The 18,530-nt window shown below is 42.1% G+C and carries 21 protein-coding genes and 1 pseudogene; 11 read left to right on the top strand and 11 right to left on the bottom strand.

Annotated features, from left to right (window positions below; translation table 11 throughout):
* Nucleotides 1–29: 29 nt before the first annotated feature.
* The 8 genes from HAT2_RS03415 to HAT2_RS03930 all read right to left on the bottom strand — a co-directional run bounded on the left by HAT2_RS03415 (nt 30) and on the right by HAT2_RS03930 (nt 6,172).
* Entirely contained in the window at nt 30–683 is a 654-nt protein-coding gene (locus HAT2_RS03415; RefSeq protein ID WP_220253888.1) for a hypothetical protein, read from the bottom strand.
* Nucleotides 684–723: 40 nt separating this feature from the next.
* On the bottom strand, nt 724–1,206 hold the full coding sequence (locus tag HAT2_RS03410) for a hypothetical protein (protein WP_114544608.1): 483 nt from the start codon (nt 1,204–1,206) through the stop codon (nt 724–726).
* A 114-nt stretch (nt 1,207–1,320) separates the two neighbouring features.
* Nucleotides 1,321–1,821, bottom strand: coding sequence for a hypothetical protein (locus HAT2_RS03405; protein WP_114544607.1), 501 nt, complete (start codon nt 1,819–1,821; stop codon nt 1,321–1,323).
* A gap of 687 nt (nt 1,822–2,508) precedes the next feature.
* Entirely contained in the window at nt 2,509–3,087 is a 579-nt protein-coding gene (locus HAT2_RS03395) for a hypothetical protein (protein WP_114544605.1), read from the bottom strand.
* A 512-nt stretch (nt 3,088–3,599) separates the two neighbouring features.
* Nucleotides 3,600–4,121, bottom strand: coding sequence for a hypothetical protein (locus HAT2_RS03385; RefSeq protein ID WP_114544603.1), 522 nt, complete (start codon nt 4,119–4,121; stop codon nt 3,600–3,602).
* Nucleotides 4,122–4,208: 87 nt separating this feature from the next.
* Nucleotides 4,209–4,880, bottom strand: coding sequence for a hypothetical protein (locus tag HAT2_RS03380; protein ID WP_114544602.1), 672 nt, complete (start codon nt 4,878–4,880; stop codon nt 4,209–4,211).
* A gap of 110 nt (nt 4,881–4,990) precedes the next feature.
* Nucleotides 4,991–5,845, bottom strand: a complete 855-nt coding sequence (locus HAT2_RS03375; RefSeq protein ID WP_114544601.1) for a hypothetical protein — start codon at nt 5,843–5,845, stop codon at nt 4,991–4,993.
* A 156-nt stretch (nt 5,846–6,001) separates the two neighbouring features.
* Nucleotides 6,002–6,172: a hypothetical protein gene (locus HAT2_RS03930; RefSeq protein WP_181860361.1), complete on the bottom strand. Its 171-nt coding sequence runs from the start codon at nt 6,170–6,172 to the stop codon at nt 6,002–6,004.
* A 195-nt stretch (nt 6,173–6,367) separates the two neighbouring features.
* Between HAT2_RS03930 and HAT2_RS03925 the strand changes: the two genes are divergently transcribed.
* The 9 genes from HAT2_RS03925 (at nt 6,368) to HAT2_RS03325 (ending at nt 15,086) form a co-directional block, all read left to right on the top strand.
* Nucleotides 6,368–6,508 (top strand): hypothetical protein, encoded by a 141-nt coding sequence (locus HAT2_RS03925; RefSeq protein ID WP_181860360.1) that lies wholly within the window; start codon nt 6,368–6,370, stop codon nt 6,506–6,508.
* Nucleotides 6,509–6,851: 343 nt separating this feature from the next.
* Nucleotides 6,852–7,058 (top strand): hypothetical protein, encoded by a 207-nt coding sequence (locus tag HAT2_RS03365; protein WP_114544599.1) that lies wholly within the window; start codon nt 6,852–6,854, stop codon nt 7,056–7,058.
* A 515-nt stretch (nt 7,059–7,573) separates the two neighbouring features.
* Complete coding sequence (locus HAT2_RS03360; RefSeq protein ID WP_114544598.1) at nt 7,574–8,026, top strand: hypothetical protein; 453 nt, start codon at nt 7,574–7,576, stop codon at nt 8,024–8,026.
* A gap of 1,501 nt (nt 8,027–9,527) precedes the next feature.
* Nucleotides 9,528–10,022 carry a hypothetical protein gene (locus tag HAT2_RS03355; RefSeq protein ID WP_114544597.1) on the top strand — a complete coding sequence of 165 codons (495 nt, stop codon included), beginning with the start codon at nt 9,528–9,530 and terminating at the stop codon, nt 10,020–10,022.
* An 865-nt stretch (nt 10,023–10,887) separates the two neighbouring features.
* The gene (locus HAT2_RS03350; protein WP_114544596.1) at nt 10,888–11,220 is read left to right on the top strand and encodes a hypothetical protein; all 333 of its coding nucleotides are present in this window, start codon (nt 10,888–10,890) and stop codon (nt 11,218–11,220) included.
* A gap of 1,686 nt (nt 11,221–12,906) precedes the next feature.
* Entirely contained in the window at nt 12,907–13,176 is a 270-nt protein-coding gene (locus HAT2_RS03915) for a hypothetical protein (RefSeq protein WP_181860358.1), read from the top strand.
* Between the two features lie 296 nt (nt 13,177–13,472).
* Nucleotides 13,473–13,862 (top strand): hypothetical protein, encoded by a 390-nt coding sequence (locus tag HAT2_RS03335; RefSeq protein ID WP_114544593.1) that lies wholly within the window; start codon nt 13,473–13,475, stop codon nt 13,860–13,862.
* 353 nt (nt 13,863–14,215) lie between these two features.
* Nucleotides 14,216–14,677, top strand: a complete 462-nt coding sequence (locus tag HAT2_RS03330) for a hypothetical protein (RefSeq protein ID WP_114544592.1) — start codon at nt 14,216–14,218, stop codon at nt 14,675–14,677.
* A gap of 79 nt (nt 14,678–14,756) precedes the next feature.
* Nucleotides 14,757–15,086, top strand: a complete 330-nt coding sequence (locus HAT2_RS03325; protein ID WP_114544591.1) for a hypothetical protein — start codon at nt 14,757–14,759, stop codon at nt 15,084–15,086.
* Between the two features lie 39 nt (nt 15,087–15,125).
* Here the strand turns inward: HAT2_RS03325 and HAT2_RS03780 are convergent, their stop codons facing one another.
* Complete coding sequence (locus HAT2_RS03780; RefSeq protein ID WP_147267517.1) at nt 15,126–15,878, bottom strand: hypothetical protein; 753 nt, start codon at nt 15,876–15,878, stop codon at nt 15,126–15,128.
* Between the two features lie 472 nt (nt 15,879–16,350).
* Here HAT2_RS03780 and HAT2_RS03775 point away from each other — a divergent pair, with 472 nt between their 5' ends.
* Nucleotides 16,351–16,533, top strand: a complete 183-nt coding sequence (locus tag HAT2_RS03775) for a hypothetical protein (protein WP_147267516.1) — start codon at nt 16,351–16,353, stop codon at nt 16,531–16,533.
* A gap of 126 nt (nt 16,534–16,659) precedes the next feature.
* Nucleotides 16,660–16,839, top strand: coding sequence for a hypothetical protein (locus HAT2_RS03305; protein ID WP_181860357.1), 180 nt, complete (start codon nt 16,660–16,662; stop codon nt 16,837–16,839).
* Nucleotides 16,840–17,398: 559 nt separating this feature from the next.
* Here HAT2_RS03305 and HAT2_RS03300 read toward each other — a convergent pair.
* Nucleotides 17,399–17,920, bottom strand: a complete 522-nt coding sequence (locus HAT2_RS03300; protein ID WP_147267514.1) for a hypothetical protein — start codon at nt 17,918–17,920, stop codon at nt 17,399–17,401.
* A 355-nt stretch (nt 17,921–18,275) separates the two neighbouring features.
* Nucleotides 18,276–18,530, bottom strand: a pseudogene (locus HAT2_RS03295) (hypothetical protein); the annotation flags it as partial.

Raw genomic sequence — 18,530 nt, 5'->3', positions numbered from 1 at the left:
GAGCCTTTTCTCTTGGGGCAAGACCCATTTTATTCTAAGCAGGTTTTTATGAACTTTTTACATATTCTTGTGTGAATTTTTGCTATTTCTTCTTGTTCTTCCAGTGTAGAGGTCCATGTGACCCAAAGTAAGCAGAGGATTTGTAGGATGATCAGTCGTCCGGGTTGGATAAAAAGATTTGGTAGACTTTTTAAAATGGGCACGGCTTCGATTTTGTTTTCGAATAAGGCACAGAAAGGATGGAAGAGGGCGCAGGAGAGTGCCGTTGAGACAATGTTCGTGACCGTGATTCTTTGAACCCCGTATAGGAGTGTTCTTGGTGATGCGAAGAGATTTGAAGCTCCTGTTAACATGAGAGCTGAGAGGGGATGAAGGTCGAAGATCACAAAAGAAGCGATTTGAATCAAAAACCAGGAAAAGATTGTACAACCCTCTGCTGTTGTGGTGAGAGGCAAAAGGAAATAAATAGACCGGTTGAGCAAAGACAGAAGTGGGTACGGTAACAACAGAAGTGGTGTACAGGCAATCACGAAGAAGATTCTCAAACAGGTGTTGCTCATATTGATAAAGCTGACCAATCCGAAGAGTCGAAGAGCAGCTTGGGAGAGCCAGGTTAATCTTCTAGGGAGATTCTTGGGGGTCTTGATTGGAGCAGATATGGCTACATCAAAAGACATACGCATCTTAGAAATTAAAATCATCCAGAGGATGATATCATATTTTTTAATCCTTTAGGACGGGTGGGTTATTCTTTATTAGTTTTTTTTGAGGAAACGGGGGCACTAAGGCATTGATCATCCAAAGCCAAAGGAGAAGACAAGTGAGCAAGAAAGCTAGTGGAACAGGTGGAATCATCTTTTGCCCCTCTTTAGGGAGTGTGGTTAGCCCAATCAGGAGAAGGGCAAAGGCGCAAAGAACAAACTTGGCATAGCAGGCTAGGATGATCCATCCAATGGCAATACCTGGTGTTAAAAGGGCCGAGAGCAGGAGAAAAAAGAAGGCTGTGAGGATACATGCTTGGGTAAAGGAAAAAAAACCTTTGGAGGCAAAGGTTTTTTTTAAAGCTTGGACATCTCGAAAACAACTAGGGAAAGAGAAAAGAGAAAAGAAAGAAAGCAAAACGAAGCAGACAGGGGCTTTGCCTTTCCATGACCTAACGGTATGATGTTTCAAAGATTGATAATGATGTCTTACGAGAATAGACAAAGGGGAGCGCTCGTTTTCTTTCGAAGAAGTCTATTATAGAGAAGAGACGGAAAGAAGTGTGGGGAGCGTCCTTTGGTTTCTGTTTTTCTCAGAAACCAAGGAGACGAGATGTTATTAGGCCATTGTCTTAGTGATCTTTTTATTTTCTTTCTCCGCTCCGAAGAGTGCTTCAAGCATATATCGGAAGGTCAATCTCCAAATCGAAAGAATGGCATGAAAAAGAGTGCAAATCCAAGAGCAAAGAAATTGTAGAACAGTGAAAGAACAAAACAAGACCAAAAGAAGGGCCGTAGATTCCAAAAGGAACCGACTCATTCCTGAGCCAAGTCGTACCAGGGAAGGGGCCAGTTTTCTGGTACTCAGGATTAAACTGCGCACATAAGTTTCAAATGAGATAGAAGCTAGCTTCTGGCCAGTTTTTTCGGCCAACTGAGGGAGGCTGTCAGAAACAAGGTCAAGAGGTGTTAAAACATACAAGTTGAATGGAAGACAAACATATTTGGAAAAAGCTTCACCTACTAGCTTCCATGTAGGGGAGAGGTTAAAGAGGCCGGAAAGAGGTTGAGGGGTTTTCGAAATAGGGGACGCGAGGAGATGAGCAGGGATAGAAGACATACACACCATCTGTTCTGTTTAGGCAATATCGAACGAGTAAGAAGAAGAAAGAATATTCACATTTTTTCTTCGTGGACATTGTAAAGAGTCTTCTTTATTTAGACTACAAACTTTCTATTTTGTAGCCTCTTCGTAAGTGGGTGGAGGAGCCGACGTGTAGGGGGGAGGCGCTTTCTCATAAGGGGTTAAATCCGGGTAGAGGCCGCCAGGCCAATGGGGGTTTTCAAAGGGTGGTGCAGAAGGCCTTGGTGTATTGATAATAGGGGGAGGGCCTTCTTTCTCTTTTGGCGGAGAAGCCTTAGTAAAACGTTTCTTCAACATAGACCAAATGGCATGCAAGCACTTGCAGAAGCAGGCACATAGAAACAAGACTAAGATAAATAGAACAAAGCCAAGCTGGATAAATGGATGTGCTTCTGAGAACCAGGCCAAGACATGCGCGGATAGAAGAAACGTTAATCCCGTTGTCAAAAGATAAAAGGAGGATCGACAAAAAGATGATCCAAACTGAGAAAGGGAGTCAAAGCTGCGCGATCTATTTAAGGGTGGTCTCTGATTGGGTGACGGCCTGCTTGCAGGAGATCTCGATCTTTCTCGAGTTGGGGGCGTGCCTAAACAATGAGTATTAGAAGATGAACGAGGGGAAAATCTGATCCAAAATCTGACTGCCATGGAAAAGTTCTCCTCCTACTCATTTCTTCTTTGGTGAGCTCTTCTAACAGAGGAAGGAAACAGACTAGGGTTGAGGCCATTTCCACCAGGTTGTAGAGGGCTCCAATCCCTGTTGTTTTCTGGCGAGGGGGGAGAATTGGGATTGTTGTTGTTCACGATAACCGTTTGTGTAGTGGTAGGCTCTCCAAAATCAAAACCAAATCTCCAATCACTACCTGGGATATGCCTTCGCCTTGGGAGCGGAGAGGTGGAAAAACGGGGATGTCTTTCACCACCGGCGGAGGGGCCTGTATCAAGCAGCCAGCGGAAAAACGTCACAAGAAGACAGAGAAAAAAAACGATAACCGCTAAACCGAGAAAGACTTTTCCTATGAAGGCCAGAGCCGTTAAAAATGAAAATGATCTCATGGCCACGTCAGATGTACCACCAGAACCGTTCGCTTGTGCGTTTCCAAGAAAGGAGAGAACATTGTGTATGCCTGGAGCAGATGAAGGAGATTGTCCCCAAGGGTTAAATCCCCTAAAAAGTCGTGTCGTCGAGAAGGAAGAAAAAGAGGAAGGACCCATAGGAAATGTCGTTAAGCTACGTTGCATCCATACCAGTCTAGTCCACTCAAAGAAAAATTTCAATTTGTCTTGTTTTTACAAATGGAAGGCATGTCTGTAATCTTGGAAGAGAAGAGAGAGAATGTCGGATAGAAGCTGAAATAAACTTATGACTCTCTGAACAAGATGAGAAACCATGTTCATCATGCATTTGTACAGGCAACAGACGAGGCAAAACAAAAGGTAAAGAAACAGTAAAGAAAGAATAAGAATCTGCACCTTTTGTGATGAGACAACGGAGGAGCCTATTTCGATGAAACGAGAGGAGAGTGGAACGGCGTGTGTCGTGCTATGGGAACACAGATGCAGATGAAAGGGTCCGTTTGCGACGATTTGGATGATCCTTTCAGGCCCGTGATAGCTAAGATGCGACTTGTTTTTTTGTAAGGGTCGCAAAACAGATACGCCGCACAATAGAACTTGCCTGAGGAGGGGATGCATGTGTTGAGTCTTTGTGGTGAGAGGCTCGCTGCCTTACAGGGAGACGAGCACAATCTGTTCTAGTTTTGCGGACGTCTATGAGCGAGAATCAGCGTTGTCTCTCCAGGTGGGGTATCGGGAGTTTTTTGCTCTGGTGGCTGCGAACCTGCAAACAAAAAGCCGAATATAATGTTAAAGGCAAGACTACATACTTTTATGAGAATTTCTACAAAACAGCAAATCCAGGAAGCAAGAAAGTAGAAGAGCACAAAGACACAAACAATGACGACCATAAGTGCGGTTGTTTCAAGGACAAACTTGCTGAGTCCCATACCAAACTTGAGCAGAGCAGGGGCTAAGCATTGAGCTGTTTGAATAAGCTGGCAGGCCACACCCCTAAATGAGATGTTGCCTAGAATGGATCCAGCCTCTTCTGCTTGACCAGGAAGAGAGAATGTAGCCCAGTTCAGAAATTGGTTCGCATGACGAGAAAAAACTGCGTGTAAATCCAACCAGAGAGAGCTTTGTGATCCTGTAGAAAAAGCATTGCTCCAAGAAGAGCTAAATGAAACAGAAGAAACACCATGGAGCAGGGAAGACATGGACAGTGCCTGGGTTGGTTTTGTGTAATACCGAACTGATTCGAAACGTCTAAAATTTTGCTTCTCAATAGAAGCGCAACCTGCTCCTTAGGCTACTCGAGAAGCGGATAACAGTTCAAGGATCCCTTTGACTAAAAGCAAAATTTTAACGGTCCCTTTCAAGGCTGCTTTAACAAAAAGAACTAGTTTCTTTGACTTATTTGTATCGACCTCTACAGACTTAAACATTTCTTCCAGCTCGACTGTGGGATCTATTTCTGTGCTGGTTCCGATTGGTGAAGCTTGTCGGGCGACAACTTTGGTTTCTTTTATGAGGGGGCTTTTTATTAGGTCTCCTTCTCCTTTGAAGTATTGCCAAGCATGGAAGCACATGGATCTAGAGACCACGCCTCTCGGATAGCATTCTCCGTCCTCAGAGTCTATGAGGAACATAATATGCAAACCTAGAACAAGCCCGCATAATCCTCCAAAGAACCCTGGTAGGGAACAAGCTAATAAAGCTTTTGTCAGGACCCAAAGGGCAGCACATTCTGTTGTCCATGTCCAAAAGTCCATGAGTTCAAATGTCATGGGCTGTCCCTTCATCCAGCACCAGAGTCGTGTGCCCGCATAGAGAGGAACGGAACAGAGGCCAGCAAGGAAGAAAGCACGAAAGAAGGGGGCAAGAGGTTTGTGGATGGCTTGGAAGAGATGACAACGAGTTGCCCAAGAAGTAGATGTAGAACACATTTTTCCTAAAGAGAAAGAAATCGAGCTCATGACAGACGCCTGGTTAGATAGATCACTATATAAACAGGCGTATATCCCCTTAGAGATTCTTTTTCTATATGGTGACAGCAGAGGGAATGGAACTCTGAGTCGGTAGGCTACTAGTGGTGTATTTCTGCCTGTACGGTTATGCTGCCGCCTCCTTCGTCTTCGGATGAATTGTCGCCGTCCCTTTCTTGAGGTTCGGGTTCAAGGTCTGACTCTGACCCTTCAAGAGGAGGCATATCCTCTTCGTCTCCTTCTCCTAGAGGATCTTCTATTCCACTTGGTGGAGGTCCTTCGCCAAAGGGCGAAATTCTCGGGCTTTCTCCTGAACTACCAACGAACAACAGCCAATTTGGACCTCCTTCTGTTGGAGAATGTGTTACCGTCGTGGCAATCTCTTGTAGCTCTGTCATTTCAGTTTCGGTTGGTGCTTCTCTGCCTCCTTCAAGAACGGTCAAAACGAAGGCAAGCAAGAGTATGGAAAAGCACGAAAGAAACTCCATCATGTTCCCTACTGGTCCGTCTCCATCCAAAATGCCTTGAAGCAATAGGCTTGCGATGGGCATGAAATAGGCGAAAAGACATAAGATTCTCCTGAGACAGACTTCTAAATGAGGAAAGAGGAGCAGGATCAAGACCTCTATCAATTGAAAGCAGGTTAGCAAGCCTAGGCATCCCCATAGAAAAGTCATGACGGTGCATGGAATCTCTTCTGTTGCAAAACGAATACTTGGACGCCCTAATGGGCTTGGGGTCGTGATGGTGCTACTGTTTGACCTTTGGGGAATGCAGTGGGTTAGTGCGTAAACAAGTGGGACTATTCCCAAAAGGATAATGGCGGCAATCAGGACAACAACAGTGACGACGATAAGAAACTGTCTACATGAGCAGAGCCGTCGATTAGAACCACGGCTTGGCCTTTCTGGAGGTCCATTTCCTGATGCTCTTAGAGAGTTTTGCTCTGATGTCAACCGTTTGCTCTTGATCTTATGTTTAGTTTGGACGGCAAGTCTATTAAGGGCTGGTAATTCTTTCCAAGGTTCAGGGGTGACTTTGTATCACTTTTTCAAGAGGATGCCTCTTGGGGAAGAGGGAGTGGAGGGGCATGAACAGCAAGATCATAAGAACTAATGAGCAGCATGAAAACCATGGAAATCCCCAAAAGGTAGGCTGAGACAAGGCCCCAAGGCCCTGTGAGATGAGCTCCAACTGGGAAGAAGAACTTCAAGGCTATCAGGGACAACAGGAATAGGAATGCCACAATCACTATTACCGCGTTTCTTTCGCATCTTGTCCATTCTCCTTGATGTAACAACACAAAAGAGGTTGTGAGGCTATCCAGGGCACTGAAAACTAAGACACTCACCCAGAGTAAGAGAGGAATTAATATAGTGTGCCTGTCTGTGTGATTGACAATGCTGAATCTGTCGGCATGTTGAAGTAGCCAGCTTGAAGGGGCAAAGGCGTTGAGGACAAGGGAGAAGAGGAGCACAATGGCAACGGCAATTTGTAAGAGAATACGAATAACTCTTGTAGAGGATGGTAGGCGCTGGGAAGAGTCTGTTCCTCGTGGTCTGCTATTGCCCCCTCCTCCGTTAGATGGTGTGATTCCCATTTCTAATACTGCCTCTTAGATCATCTTCGACGGCTAGATTGTATAACGGTCGTCAACTGATTGGCTCAACTTATTGATCATCTCATGTGACACGTTTCTTATTGAGTTTATAGCCTCCCTTTAGCGCAATACTAAGCATTATATGTAAGTTACATCCTCACTACATAGCTGCTATGTCAACATGTAGGATCTGATCACCAACCTATCAAATTGTACATTTTCTCATTCCAATTGTATTTCTAGGGGGGTATTTATTCATATTGCACTATTGTAATACAGTTCTTTTGCCTTATTAAGGCTTTTGTTTCTGGCAAGTAGATGAGATAGACAAGCAAGATTTCAGTTTAATTTTAGGAGAGAAAATGACTGCATTTGTGGAGGTTCTGGGAAAGGTTCTGTACCCCTCGGGCGAGGTCCTGGAAGAGGTTCTCCAGATTCTAGTAGAAGGGATAGTAATGGAGAAGGTCCTGCTCATGTTATGTTGCAGGTTCGTACTCCAGGAAGTAATTGTAGTGAATGTACTTCTTGTTCGAGGTACTTATCCAGGTTGGCCAGAAGGTGTTGCATAAGACGTTGTTCAGATCATTGCATGATAACAGCGATATTAGTTCTAGTTATATTACTCTTCATCATGGCTTTGATAGCTTTTATTTGCTTCCTTGTGAGTATTTTGAGCAATTTAAGTTACATAGCTAATGTTTGTGTTTATAGTGAGTTCTGGTGTGGCAGAAGCAGCTACCTTGCCTCTAAGACTGCTTTTACAAATATTCTTTCAAATGACCTTTTCTGAACTGAATCAGGCGTTTGCTTTTGGCTTGTAGTCTCTATCTCTTTTAAATAAATAATAAATTTGTTTCATTGCACATTTTTATTCTTTCTTCTGAAGTTCAGATTCCATTTGAATCATCTGCCTTTGAAAGCCACTTTGAAGACTCATTATGTCTTCTTTCTAGACAGGAAAGAGCTGTTTTTCTAGCATCCCAATGGGCTTTGGCTTAGTGTATTGTCTATACTGGTCATTTGTTCCAGTTAGGTTCTTCATTTTTTTTGTATTACGAAATCAACGCGAGTTTTGGAGGAGAAAATGGGCGTAGCTCCAGCAGGAAGTGGCAATGGTGGCTCTAGAAGAGGTTCTGTAGGTAGTGGTAGCGGTTCGAGCTCCAGAAGAAGTTCTGTAGGCAGTAGCGGTGGTAGTTCAGAAGAAGTAACAGAGAGAGTTAGTTCGATGGTCTCTTCGGGAGGAGGCACTAAAAAGCGCTGTCCTTTGTGTGGAACACCTCCCTCTTGTCCTAGCTGTGGCACCCCAGGAATGGGCGAAGATGACGGTACAGATTACAGTGAAGAAGAGTCTGGAGGGTCGGGTTTGACACTAAGAGAAAGAGTTGAAGAGCGGTTGGATCCAACTCGTCCTGGCTATGGTGGGTTTGTCGTTATTTGTTTAGTGATTATCATATTGTTGCTTCTCTTCATTATATGGTCGATTTTGCATCATGGTCTTTTCCCGCCTGGTAATGCTACGACCAGGGGAGAGCTATGATGACCTTGCTTAGAGACTGTTCTTGTCATAGATCTCTTTTCTGAAGATAAGCAGCTTACTTGACGATTCATCCTTTTATACGTAGAGCAAGCATCTTAATATTGGCCTGAATCGGGTCATCTGTTCGTGCTTTTATTTAGACACAACTATCTTGAAAGGTTGTTCGAGGAAGTTGTGTCTTCTTTGTCTTAAATGAGTGTTATCAAGATAGGAAGTGATGATAGCTCCTAGAATAGCTGCTGAAGAATTGAAATGTGGTCTTTTCTCAGTATATAAGCAAGTCAATCACTCTCAACTTATCCTTAGTTTGATTCTACAGATCAAATGTACTTTTTAAAAGCAAGCAGTCAGAATCACTTCTCAAGAGAGATTTGTTTAGATGTGTGTTTTCTTGATAGACAGGACGCGTTGTTTTTTAGCTGTTCATTAGGGATGGAAGTGGAGATAATAGGCCTCCTAGTAGCTCAAGAGAGACATAAAATACAGCTTTAATGGGGGTTTGCTTGGAGAAATAGTATGGTTGGAGTAAATCTTTTGTATGCGTCTAGCTTTTTAATCTTATGGCATTACTATCCTCAACCTGGTCTTCAAGCTTTCGTGTTCTAATCCTGTTAGCACGATATCTTCACCCCATTCTACACCTTTTTCAACCATTTGCGTAGAAATTGAAGTGGGGGGCCGAGTCAGCTTCTTTTCCAGAGGAACTCTCTTCGTCATTCAAGGTATAAATATATAAGAGCCTGCAATGGCCTCATTAGTAGACTTTTTTGAAAAAAGGGCTCTTTTCTGGTACAGACAAGGAAGTTTGTCTCTATCTCTCTAAGAGAGTCCTGATGAGGAAAGTCTTTAAGAGTAACTAAAAAGCTTGTTAGGATCGTACTAGAAACATACTATCGAGATTCTACTAGGTAGTCACTATCTCTATCTTATAGGAGATCATAGTGCTTGTAGAGATAAAATGCCCACTCAGGGCAGTTAGGACAGTAATGCTGTTTCGATTCATAAAGATTTTAAAGTTAGAGGGTAGAGAAAACTAGAATAATCTAGCTCTGTGGAGAACTTCTATGGTCTCTTGTTCGTACTTGAACTCTATTTTTAGCTTTTCGGAAGCTTTTGACTTAAAGAGTCTAATCGTACTGCATCAACTTTGAGAGGAGGTTAAGCTGTGAAAGAACAATCTGGTTAAGGAATGTCAGAAAAGGGCTTTTTAGGTTGTTTTGTCAGTAGTGAAGTGCTCTGTATCTAGCTAAGTCAATCAGTTAGATGGATTTCTTAAATGACTTTTATCAGGATTCTTAGATTCTAGTTTGTGTATCTCGCATTTTAATAGATCAGATGTACTTTATTTAAAGTAAGCAGTTAGAATCCTTTCTCGAGAGCATATTTGTTTAGATATGTGTTTTCTTGATAGATAGGAAACGTTGTTTTTTTAGAGTTATGTGCTGTGAGGATACCGTTTTCTGGATCGTTACAATTAGTCCAAGCTTAGGAGAAGTTGAAGATGGGCATGCCTTTGAGGAATTTGGGAGGTTCGGATGGTGGAAGAAGGCCTTCTGCTGGTAGTGGAAGTGAGGATGAGGAGGGGCCTCCTGGTGGTACGGGGGAAGCACAAAGAGTCGCTTTAATGAGTCTTCCTGGATGGAATGGAAGCCAGGGTCCAGGTAGAAGAGGCTGGGGAGATCGTGTGCGCGATCTTGGGGTAGGTGTTGGCGATCGCTTTCGTAGTCTTAGAGTCAGGGTGCAGCGTGGTTGGGGGCTAATCATTCGTGCACGTTGTCGAAGATGCCTTGTGGTGCTTTTAGTTCTTCTGATCATTCTTATCATATGGTGGATTTGGTATCACCATACTCAACCTGGTCCTCGGACTTCCGGATCTTCAGGTTCTTCAACTTCTGGCAGTGTTAGTGGGATCACGTCTTCTTCTGGTTCTGGGAACCGGAATGAAGTTGTAGTTCTTAGCAGTTCAGAAGATGAAGAAGGTAGCGGCAACACATAAACGAGCTTCTGTTTGATCATCAGAAATGAATTTTGCTTTCTCAGAGAAGAAGCCGCTAGCATTCATGCAGCGGCTTTTTTCTTGCCGTTTTTTTGTACTTAGTCATGGCAGAGGTGTTATCTGCTGCTATCGGTATTGAATTGCGGTCTTTGCTATTGCAAAGTCTGTAATAACCGTAAATCTTTTCGTCTGCTCTGTTTGAGCTGTATCTTGAGGAAAGGGGGGAATGACCAGATAAAGATGGGATATCACTATTACGAGCTGTTTATGTGCTCTCTGAGGTGTTGTCTACATAAGCCTAGATAAGAGCTTGTAGGCAGTATCAGTCATAGTTACGGAGCTTAGACTTTGCTGGATTAGAACACCTCATTTATCAATCTGAACTCTCTTCTTTTCTTGGAAGATTATCCATTTCCTCATGATTTTACTGCATTAGCAGTAATGAGAATCTATGAAAAGGGACTAATTTCACCTTGCCTGGCCTTCTTGCTTCAAGTCCTGTTATTCTAACGTTTTGCTAGCTATGATTCCTGGAATCATTTCTATTGGCTCATGCGATTAAATGTCCTCCCTTATCTTATGAGAAGGCTTTGGAAAAGCATATGCTTCTCTTGTCTGTTTTTAGTCTTTTAAAGACTTTCAGAGGGCAAAATCAGTTGAAATAGACTTCTTCCTAGACAGGAAAGAGCTGTTTTTTTAGCCTTGTCTATAGCTTTGAATTGGTGCAGTTTATGTGTTGAGGATCCTATTTGAATAGGCCTACCATAGAACCAATGAGTTTAGGAAGCAGGTGACTTGTCATAGTTGAGCGCTCGATCTTCCTTGTTGTATATCGTGGAATTTGTATGCCTATAGGAGAAAAGAAATGAGTCTATGCGTGGGTTGTTGTAAGCCTGGAGGAGGAAAGTCGACTTGTTGTGGAGGTGGTGGTAGAAGGCTCTCTGGTGGTGACGGAGATGTCAATGGTGTTATGTTACGGTCTGGTAATGGTAATGACTGGAACGCTGATCCAGAAAATATGCGCAGTAGAGCAGCGCGTTGGTGTTGTCCAGATCCTTGGCGTCTTGTAAGATGTCATACGTGTCTTTTAGTGTTTATCATCCTTTTGCTCTTATTCATTATATGGTGGCTCCTGTTAGGAGAGAATATGTTTGCAGGTCCGTTGGAAGGCTTAAGGAATGTAACGCGTTTGACTTAATTAAAAGACTTGCTTTTAGCAAAGCTAGCTTTACCTTCGAATTGCCTTGTGAACTTTTACAGAGCCGCATCATCAAGATGCGGTTCTTTTTATTGCTAGGAATGAGATTAAGTGCAGTAGGGTCCACAGTTAGGTAGGTTTGTTCTTTTGGTGAGTTGTGAGGTACTTGTATGTGAAGTAATACATTTTGATTGTTGCTGTTGAATCAAAACTTAAGATTATTAAGAAGGTGTGTAGGACTATGGAACAAAAAGGGTAACGCTGGTTTTATAAGGTGAGAATATGGTTTTGATATGTTGATAAAGGTATGCTCTCCGCCCATGTTTTGATTGGATTTGGCAAAGAAGCGTGTTTACCTGAAGAGCGCCTCTATCATTTTAGATATTTTTTCTTTGGCAATAGGCAGCGTAGTGATTGTTCGAAATAAACAAAAAGATTAAGTATTAAATACGGTTGACCCAAGCAATCGATTATTTGGCTCAAGTGCAACCTTGATCATCACCTGCGCTCCCACCGTCAAGAGTGCAAGTTGTATTTCTTAATATGCTTATTCCCTTTTTCAAGTTTCTAATTCGTTTGGTAATATTTGTTATCATTTGAATTGAATTGTTGTGCCTCTCGATAAGAGATTTAAGATCTTTTTCTACTTTTAGTTGATGCCATAACATCCATACGAGCAAAACAAGTAATACGATGACTAACAATACAATGAGAACTATTCCTTTTTGAAAGGTGCAAGTGGATTTTATGAATCTCTTCACGACCAGACTGCATTGATTGCCTGAACATTTCAAGAATCTTTTAGAGTGGTTTTCTTGTAGACTACTTTTGCTACGTAAGAAACTACTGGGCCTTTTATTAGAAGGGCTTTTTTGAGGCTTCTGTCCAGTTCTATTCCCAATCGAAGATGGGTCCATGTTAGTTTTCCTGGTCGAGCTTTAGGTTTAAAGATGTAAATCAATTTTTTATTCTCTAAAACCTTCGCATGCAGAATATTTCCAGATTGGAAGATATTGTAAGAGACGGCTTCCAAAATGTGACCTCTCTTCTTATGAATGGTACAGATTTTTCTTCAAGAAATGGAACAGATTGAGTAACTCACTAAGCTAGACTTTAGGGCAGTTTTAAGGATCCTTCTTTGCACTTTTTGAGCAGATTCTATTTCAAAAAGGTCTCAGCTTGATTTTTTCATTCTTAGAGTGTTTCCTAATGTCCTTCCCTTATTGATAATAAGGCATTGGACATGTCCTCTCCCTCTTTTCATCTTGGTACGATCTCATTGGCTAATGGTGAAGGACATGAAAGCCAAAGCTCCTCAAAAGGCAGTTTTACAGGTAGTAGTGAAACACACACCACTTTGCGAGTTTCTACGTATGCAGGTAGTCTTTTTAGCTGTAGTGACTCTTTTATTGAGCAGGATAGGAGAGCCTTGTTCCCGTTATTCGGCCAATATGGGGCCTTGTGGAGACTTTTTACAAAGCTGTATAGAGTTTCTTACCAGGTCCTATCTGAGATGCCTTGGCTTGTCTCTGTTACTCATTATTTTTATATTACTTGTTTTACTTATAGTTTTGTTAACTAGGCCATCTTGGAGAGGCTAGATCTATATCTTTACATATAGTTAATCTGGTGCTTATTCTTGACTAGCAAGCTTTCGTATTAAAGCGTATCTCTTCTAGTCGGTCTATGTCTCTTGTTTCACTAAGCAATGCTTCCGTAGAAGACTCAGGAGCATCTAACAGCACTTCTTTTAGAAGCTGCAAGAGTCGAAATCTTTCAGTCGAAAGCATGACAAGTTGGAGAAGAGAGTCTGTTGTTCTACAGGTTGATGGGTTGCTGGGTGATTACTTGCCTACTGACAGTGGGTCTGTTTCCATCCCAGGGGTGAATTGGACGCAGTATAGCATAAGCCGCATCAAGTCCATGTTTGATATAAAGTGTGCTATGTCGGCGTAATGAATCAGCTCTTCTCAAAGAACTGCTCACTGGGTTGCACAGCGAACTGCAACAGATCAAAAAGAAATTACTCGAGCAGCGAGGCTCCTAGATGATTTGCCTACTACGTTGTAGGCTTGATCTACACGACTTGATCGTAAAAAGAATGATTCATGAGTTCACTTTCTATGGCTGTTTCTTTTGGGGGCTGGTTGTTTGCTTTGATCATTCTTATTTTTGTCTTGTATCTGTGAGCGACTATTTTTATCGAATGGGATAAAATTCGTCGTGCTAATTCATAGATTATGGAAGAGTCAATGTCTATCGATGATCGGCAATATTTGGGTGGAGGAAGTAGCTCAGCTTCTGGAAGTAGAAGAGGTTCTGACGAGACTATCTTGGCATGGCCTGAAATGCCACCCCCTCCTCCTTATCCAGGAGGAGGGGAACATATGCGTATGGTAACCTTTGATGGCCCTCGTATCGAAGAAGGCAACAGGACACCTTCTCCTCAGATGGTGCCGGGAAGGATTACTCGTGGTCCTCGAAACTCTATGTTGTTTCGTCTGAAGTTGTTTCTCTTGATCATTATGACATTTGTACTGATCTTAATACTGTTTATTCTCCTTTACATCGCGAATGACTTAGAGCGTATTCGTCAGAGAATGCCAAGGTCAGGTGGAAATGGGACTTATCCTAGTATGTAAATGAAGCTAGTTTGATGGGTATTCTCTTAGTCCATGTCAGTATCTTTCTAAAGACATAGGCATTAAAGACTGTTGCTAAATATAGTAATTCTGTTGTCTTCAATTCTAAATTGTTTATGTAAAATCTTCCATGCCTAGGTTAGTGAGTTTATCTTTAATCTTCTTAGGAAATTTGAATCAGTATATGGTTCTTTGCTTATTGATGTAATTCAGTTTGTAGAGTAGTGAGTGGGCAGTTTCGTATTGAGTATATCTGTTTATCATTGGTTTTAAAAAGCAGTTTTATGCAGTCTATCCGTTTATCTTGGGAACAGATTTGTTCGTTCTAAAGTTAGTTATGAGGACCATAAATCATGAATTTGCGTTCAGTATTTTTTGGCTTTGGCTCGGACAGGCCTACTTCTAGCAGATCATCTAACCCTGGAGGTGGAGGTGAGGGGCCAGAAACGGTTGAGGCTGTTGCGATGTCTGTTTTAGGTCCATCTGGTGGCCCAGAAACAGAAGTAACTGTAGAGACTCCTTTGACAGGTGGTGCGGAGGAGAGAAGTTCAGTTCAAGCAGGAGGACAAGAGATCCCCCCGACAAATAGTGGAGGAGGGAGTGGGAACGCACGAACTCCACTGACTTGCCGGTGTGGAGTGATGGCCTGTTTTCGTCGCTGTTATGATAGCAGCACCGAGAATTGTTTGAGAGTTGTCCTAGTGGTTCTCATAGCTATCGTGATTTTCTTTTTGATAATCACCATGATTCAACAGTGGATTCTCTTAGGAAAAATAACAGATTCTCTTAGCAAGCAAAACTCTAAATCAAGGTAACTATGCCCAAAAAATGTTTTTTTAAGCCTTTAAAGACACAGGTACTTTCTTTCTTTTACTTGCTATGGAGCATAATTTTATGGATTCTGTCACTGTTAAAACAACAAGCACAGGACAGGGTAGACTAGATAAAAGCTCTTCCAAAGGGTCAGAAGGTTCGAATGAAGTTACTGTGCGTGTTACTTCTGTATCGGTTGAACTTCTCCCTGGTGAAGAAGGGTCTTCAAAAGTAGAAGATTCATGCTATGACAAGTGTCATGGGTGCGAACCACTTGGTTGTTGTTATTCAGAAGATTGGGAAACTTATTTTGGTTTTCTTGTGCTGATTATAATTTGCATTATTTTGCTATTTATACTCCTTTCCACCAAAAAACTGGAGGAGATTAATAAACTTTTAGGAGGCAAATAACTACATGTCACTTTGGAAAAGTTTTTCTATTTTGTATTATCATGCTACTCCCTTCTCAAAAAAATTCCTAACCAATTCATCTTGCGTTATAGTTCTCAGTAAAGCCTTAAGCTGTTCTACCTCAATATCTTCTTTGAAGTTCTTTGTTACTATCTTTTCAAAGAGATTGCCTGTAACATAATCAGTAGCTTCTTCAAGTGGCTTATCTTTGAGTTCTTCTTTCAATTCTTGAATAAAGTCATTGGTCTCTGTTTGTAGCACAGAATGCGTCTGTAACAAACTTTGAAGTGACTGTTTACATTCCTTGACCACATCATCTTGAGACAAGACTGACTGCACCTTGAGCCCCTGTCCAAACTGCTCTAAGCAATATTCTTGCCAGTGATAAAAAGGCCATTTAAGTGCTGCAGCGAGTTGTTCATCTTGGTTTAGTTCAGGGAATTGCTCTACAAGAAGCCTTACAACTTCTGTAGAAGACGTTATGGTTGTATCTTGAGTCTGTAACATGCCCATGGAATGGGATAAAGCATCAACTTCTTCCTTTGCCCAGTTGAAGAGCTGGGTAACCGACTTAGTTATCTTGGGAAGATGTGACCGCCTGAACATAGCTATTTTGCATCGTTCTTGCCAAGAAAGACTAGGTGGAGCTCTTTTGGATAGAGTATCCAAAAAGCGACAGAAGACTAGAGCAGCCCTTGAGCTCGATTTTGTAAAAAAAGAGCATACTCTTCTGATTTGTGCCTTAGACACGGATAAAAAGCGACCTATAGGGCCCAATGGGCGAATCTTCATAAGAGATATCTCTTCTGCTTTTTGCTCAAGACTCTCATATAAATTTATAATGTTTTTTAGTAAATATTTCAGCTACAAGCTGAGTAGCTTATTTTTTCTGTCTTTTGCTTTATTCACTTGCCTACCTAAGGCTTTGAGCTTCTTGTTTTCAGTCCAAATGATTATTTGTAATCCACTTTAGAAGAAGTCGTGTCCTTAAGCACATAAGAATCCACTTTTATTGAGTTGACTTCATAAGATATAGACTGAAACTTAACTTTAAGTTATCGGTATGGATTCTGTATCATTTGCTTATAGCTCTCGAACTAGACATAGGCCCAGGAGCAATTCTAGAGATAGAGATAGATGGTTAGAAGAGGAACAAAGCACTGTTCTAAGAGTACGTTGTGTTGGGCGAGGTCGCCAGGAGGCTCGTAGAGAGGCTCCTAACCCGATAGTAGGGTCACGTAGAAGTACCCGTCTTCTGAGAAGAGTGCCTCAAAGTTCCCTTCCGTCTTGCTCTGAAACTTGTTTACTCTTTACTTTGATCATTCTGTTATTCGTAATCATTTTCCTTCTAATTTGGATTATCAGTCAGCAGGCACCTGTATTGAAGGAGATAGGGGATCTTCTAGGGCAATTAGCAGATAAGCTTAATCAAAACGAAGTACCATAGCTTATGGATCCCTTAGATAGAAGGTCAAGTTGGCAGCGCTTTCGGGAGCAGTTTATTTCGAATTTTAGAGGCTTTCGAAGAGCTTTATCACCTATAAGGATAGTGAACTACTTAGCTTTTTCCGACATGGCGTCACGCAGAAGACGTAATCTCAGCCCCTTGAGTCGTTATCTGGTCATATGTTTATTTTTGCTCTTAAGTATTGTCATTATTCTTCTGGCCTTTTTATTCGAAGAGCAACTCTTCTGTTTTTTAGAAATTAGAGATTCTCTGAAAGAACTGAAAGACGCTCTCGATCGTTCTTGAAAAGAACATATCTTTTCGGTTTCTTGATCGAACCTTCTGAAGGTATGAATACCAGACTAGAAAGTATCTTTTTTATACTTTCCGTACCCTCATGAGCTTGTTCTTTCTTTTGCAGGTTTGTCTAGGTCGGAAGATTATAGGGTAGATTCTGTGAGAAAGTAGAATAGGCAGATTGCTTTTTAGATATTTGGATAATCGTGTAGGGTTCAGGTGATTTTTTCCAATAGGAACATTTATGGATTCTTTGACGTTTGTTGTAAGATCTGGGTCCGGAACAGGGCCCAGCAGCAATAGAGGGCCTATTACAAGCTCAGGCAGTGTAATTTTCTTCCTGTTCTCTGGAGTATTGGTGTCTTGTATGTGCACTACATTTTCTTTTATTTCTTGCTTTATTAATCATTTTAATGAGTGAAGGAATTATTTCTCGCAGTGGGCTGTTTGCTGGTCTTTGGAGTCATAGGCTTGAGGTGTTTCCAGAAATTATGCTTGCTTCTGAAGATTAATCAGTAGCAAGTAGTTCATTTGTTGTTGTATTAGTTTTCAACTAGCTAATGACGCCTTAGATATTATTACCTCTTGGGTTGACAAGTACAAAGGCCAAGAAACAGGCCGTGACAGAAAGAGTAAACATAACAACTGCCAGAGCAGCTGTCGGATCTTGATGTATGAAGATAGCTGGCCAGTATAAGAGTCCCAGAATAATGATGGAGACGAAGAGAAGCATACAACCGAGAGTCGATAGAAGGTAGTGTGTTTGTCCACGCAACCTTGTCAAGGTTATACCCGATCCAACCAAAGCAGAAAAACAAGATACAATACAGGCCATAACCATGAAGAAGATAGTGGGGGGAGGTGGTCTAAGGACAGCATATGTCCCTTCTAGGGCTTGAATAGCGGGTGCAAAGGCATTAACAAGAAGCGAAAAAATGAGGAGGCAGAATCCGACAATCAGAAGAATGACTTCTGTCTGTCGTGTTCTTACACTTGGATTTGATGTACTGTTCCTATGTGAACCTGGAGGCTCGCCTCCACCTGGAGAAGTGCTTGTTACGGACATAACGGACTCGGGAGCGGGGGACACACGACGTCCTAAGGACGGGAACCCCCCTATTATTACATTTTGAGGGCACCTACCGGTGGGATTCTACACAATTCGTGTTTTTTGGCAGCTTCTAGTTAGTGGTTCATTTTGCTTGGAGAAGACCTGTCTGGCTCTGCAGCGACCGTTAGAATGTGGATCAGGAAGATAAAAGCCGATTGAGAGTCTCTCTAAGTAGAGAGAGTAAGTAGGTAGAAATCAGCCAACATTAAGGGGGGTCTTTGTCGTATCAAATGTCTCATGATCAGAAAGAGGCTGCTAGTAAGAGCAGGCCTCTTTCTGAAAGCTATGACATCTCCCTTCTGTCTTTAAGTGCTGAGAGGTTTGTTTGCTAGATCTATACGGCGTCCTCCTCTTCTCCGCTCGAGGTGTCACCGCCCCCTCCATCTGGTGGAATATCTCCAAGAGGTCTTTCTCCACCTCCATTTCCGCCTAGAAAACTCATCCAGTTTATTTGGTCACCCCCTGGTCGAGGCTGAGGTTCTGGTGAAGCGAGAAGGGCCCAAATGAGCACGCCTACCAGTAGAAAAACAGAGAGGAAGGCCAATATTACTGAAGACATCGCTTGTGGGTCTGATGGCACTATTGTAAA

The organism is Candidatus Similichlamydia laticola (genome assembly GCF_003339615.1).
Classification (GTDB): Bacteria; Chlamydiota; Chlamydiia; order Chlamydiales; family Parilichlamydiaceae; genus Similichlamydia; species Similichlamydia laticola.
The sequence above is the reverse complement of the archived record's forward strand: the minus strand, read 5'-3'. Positions and strand labels throughout refer to the sequence as shown.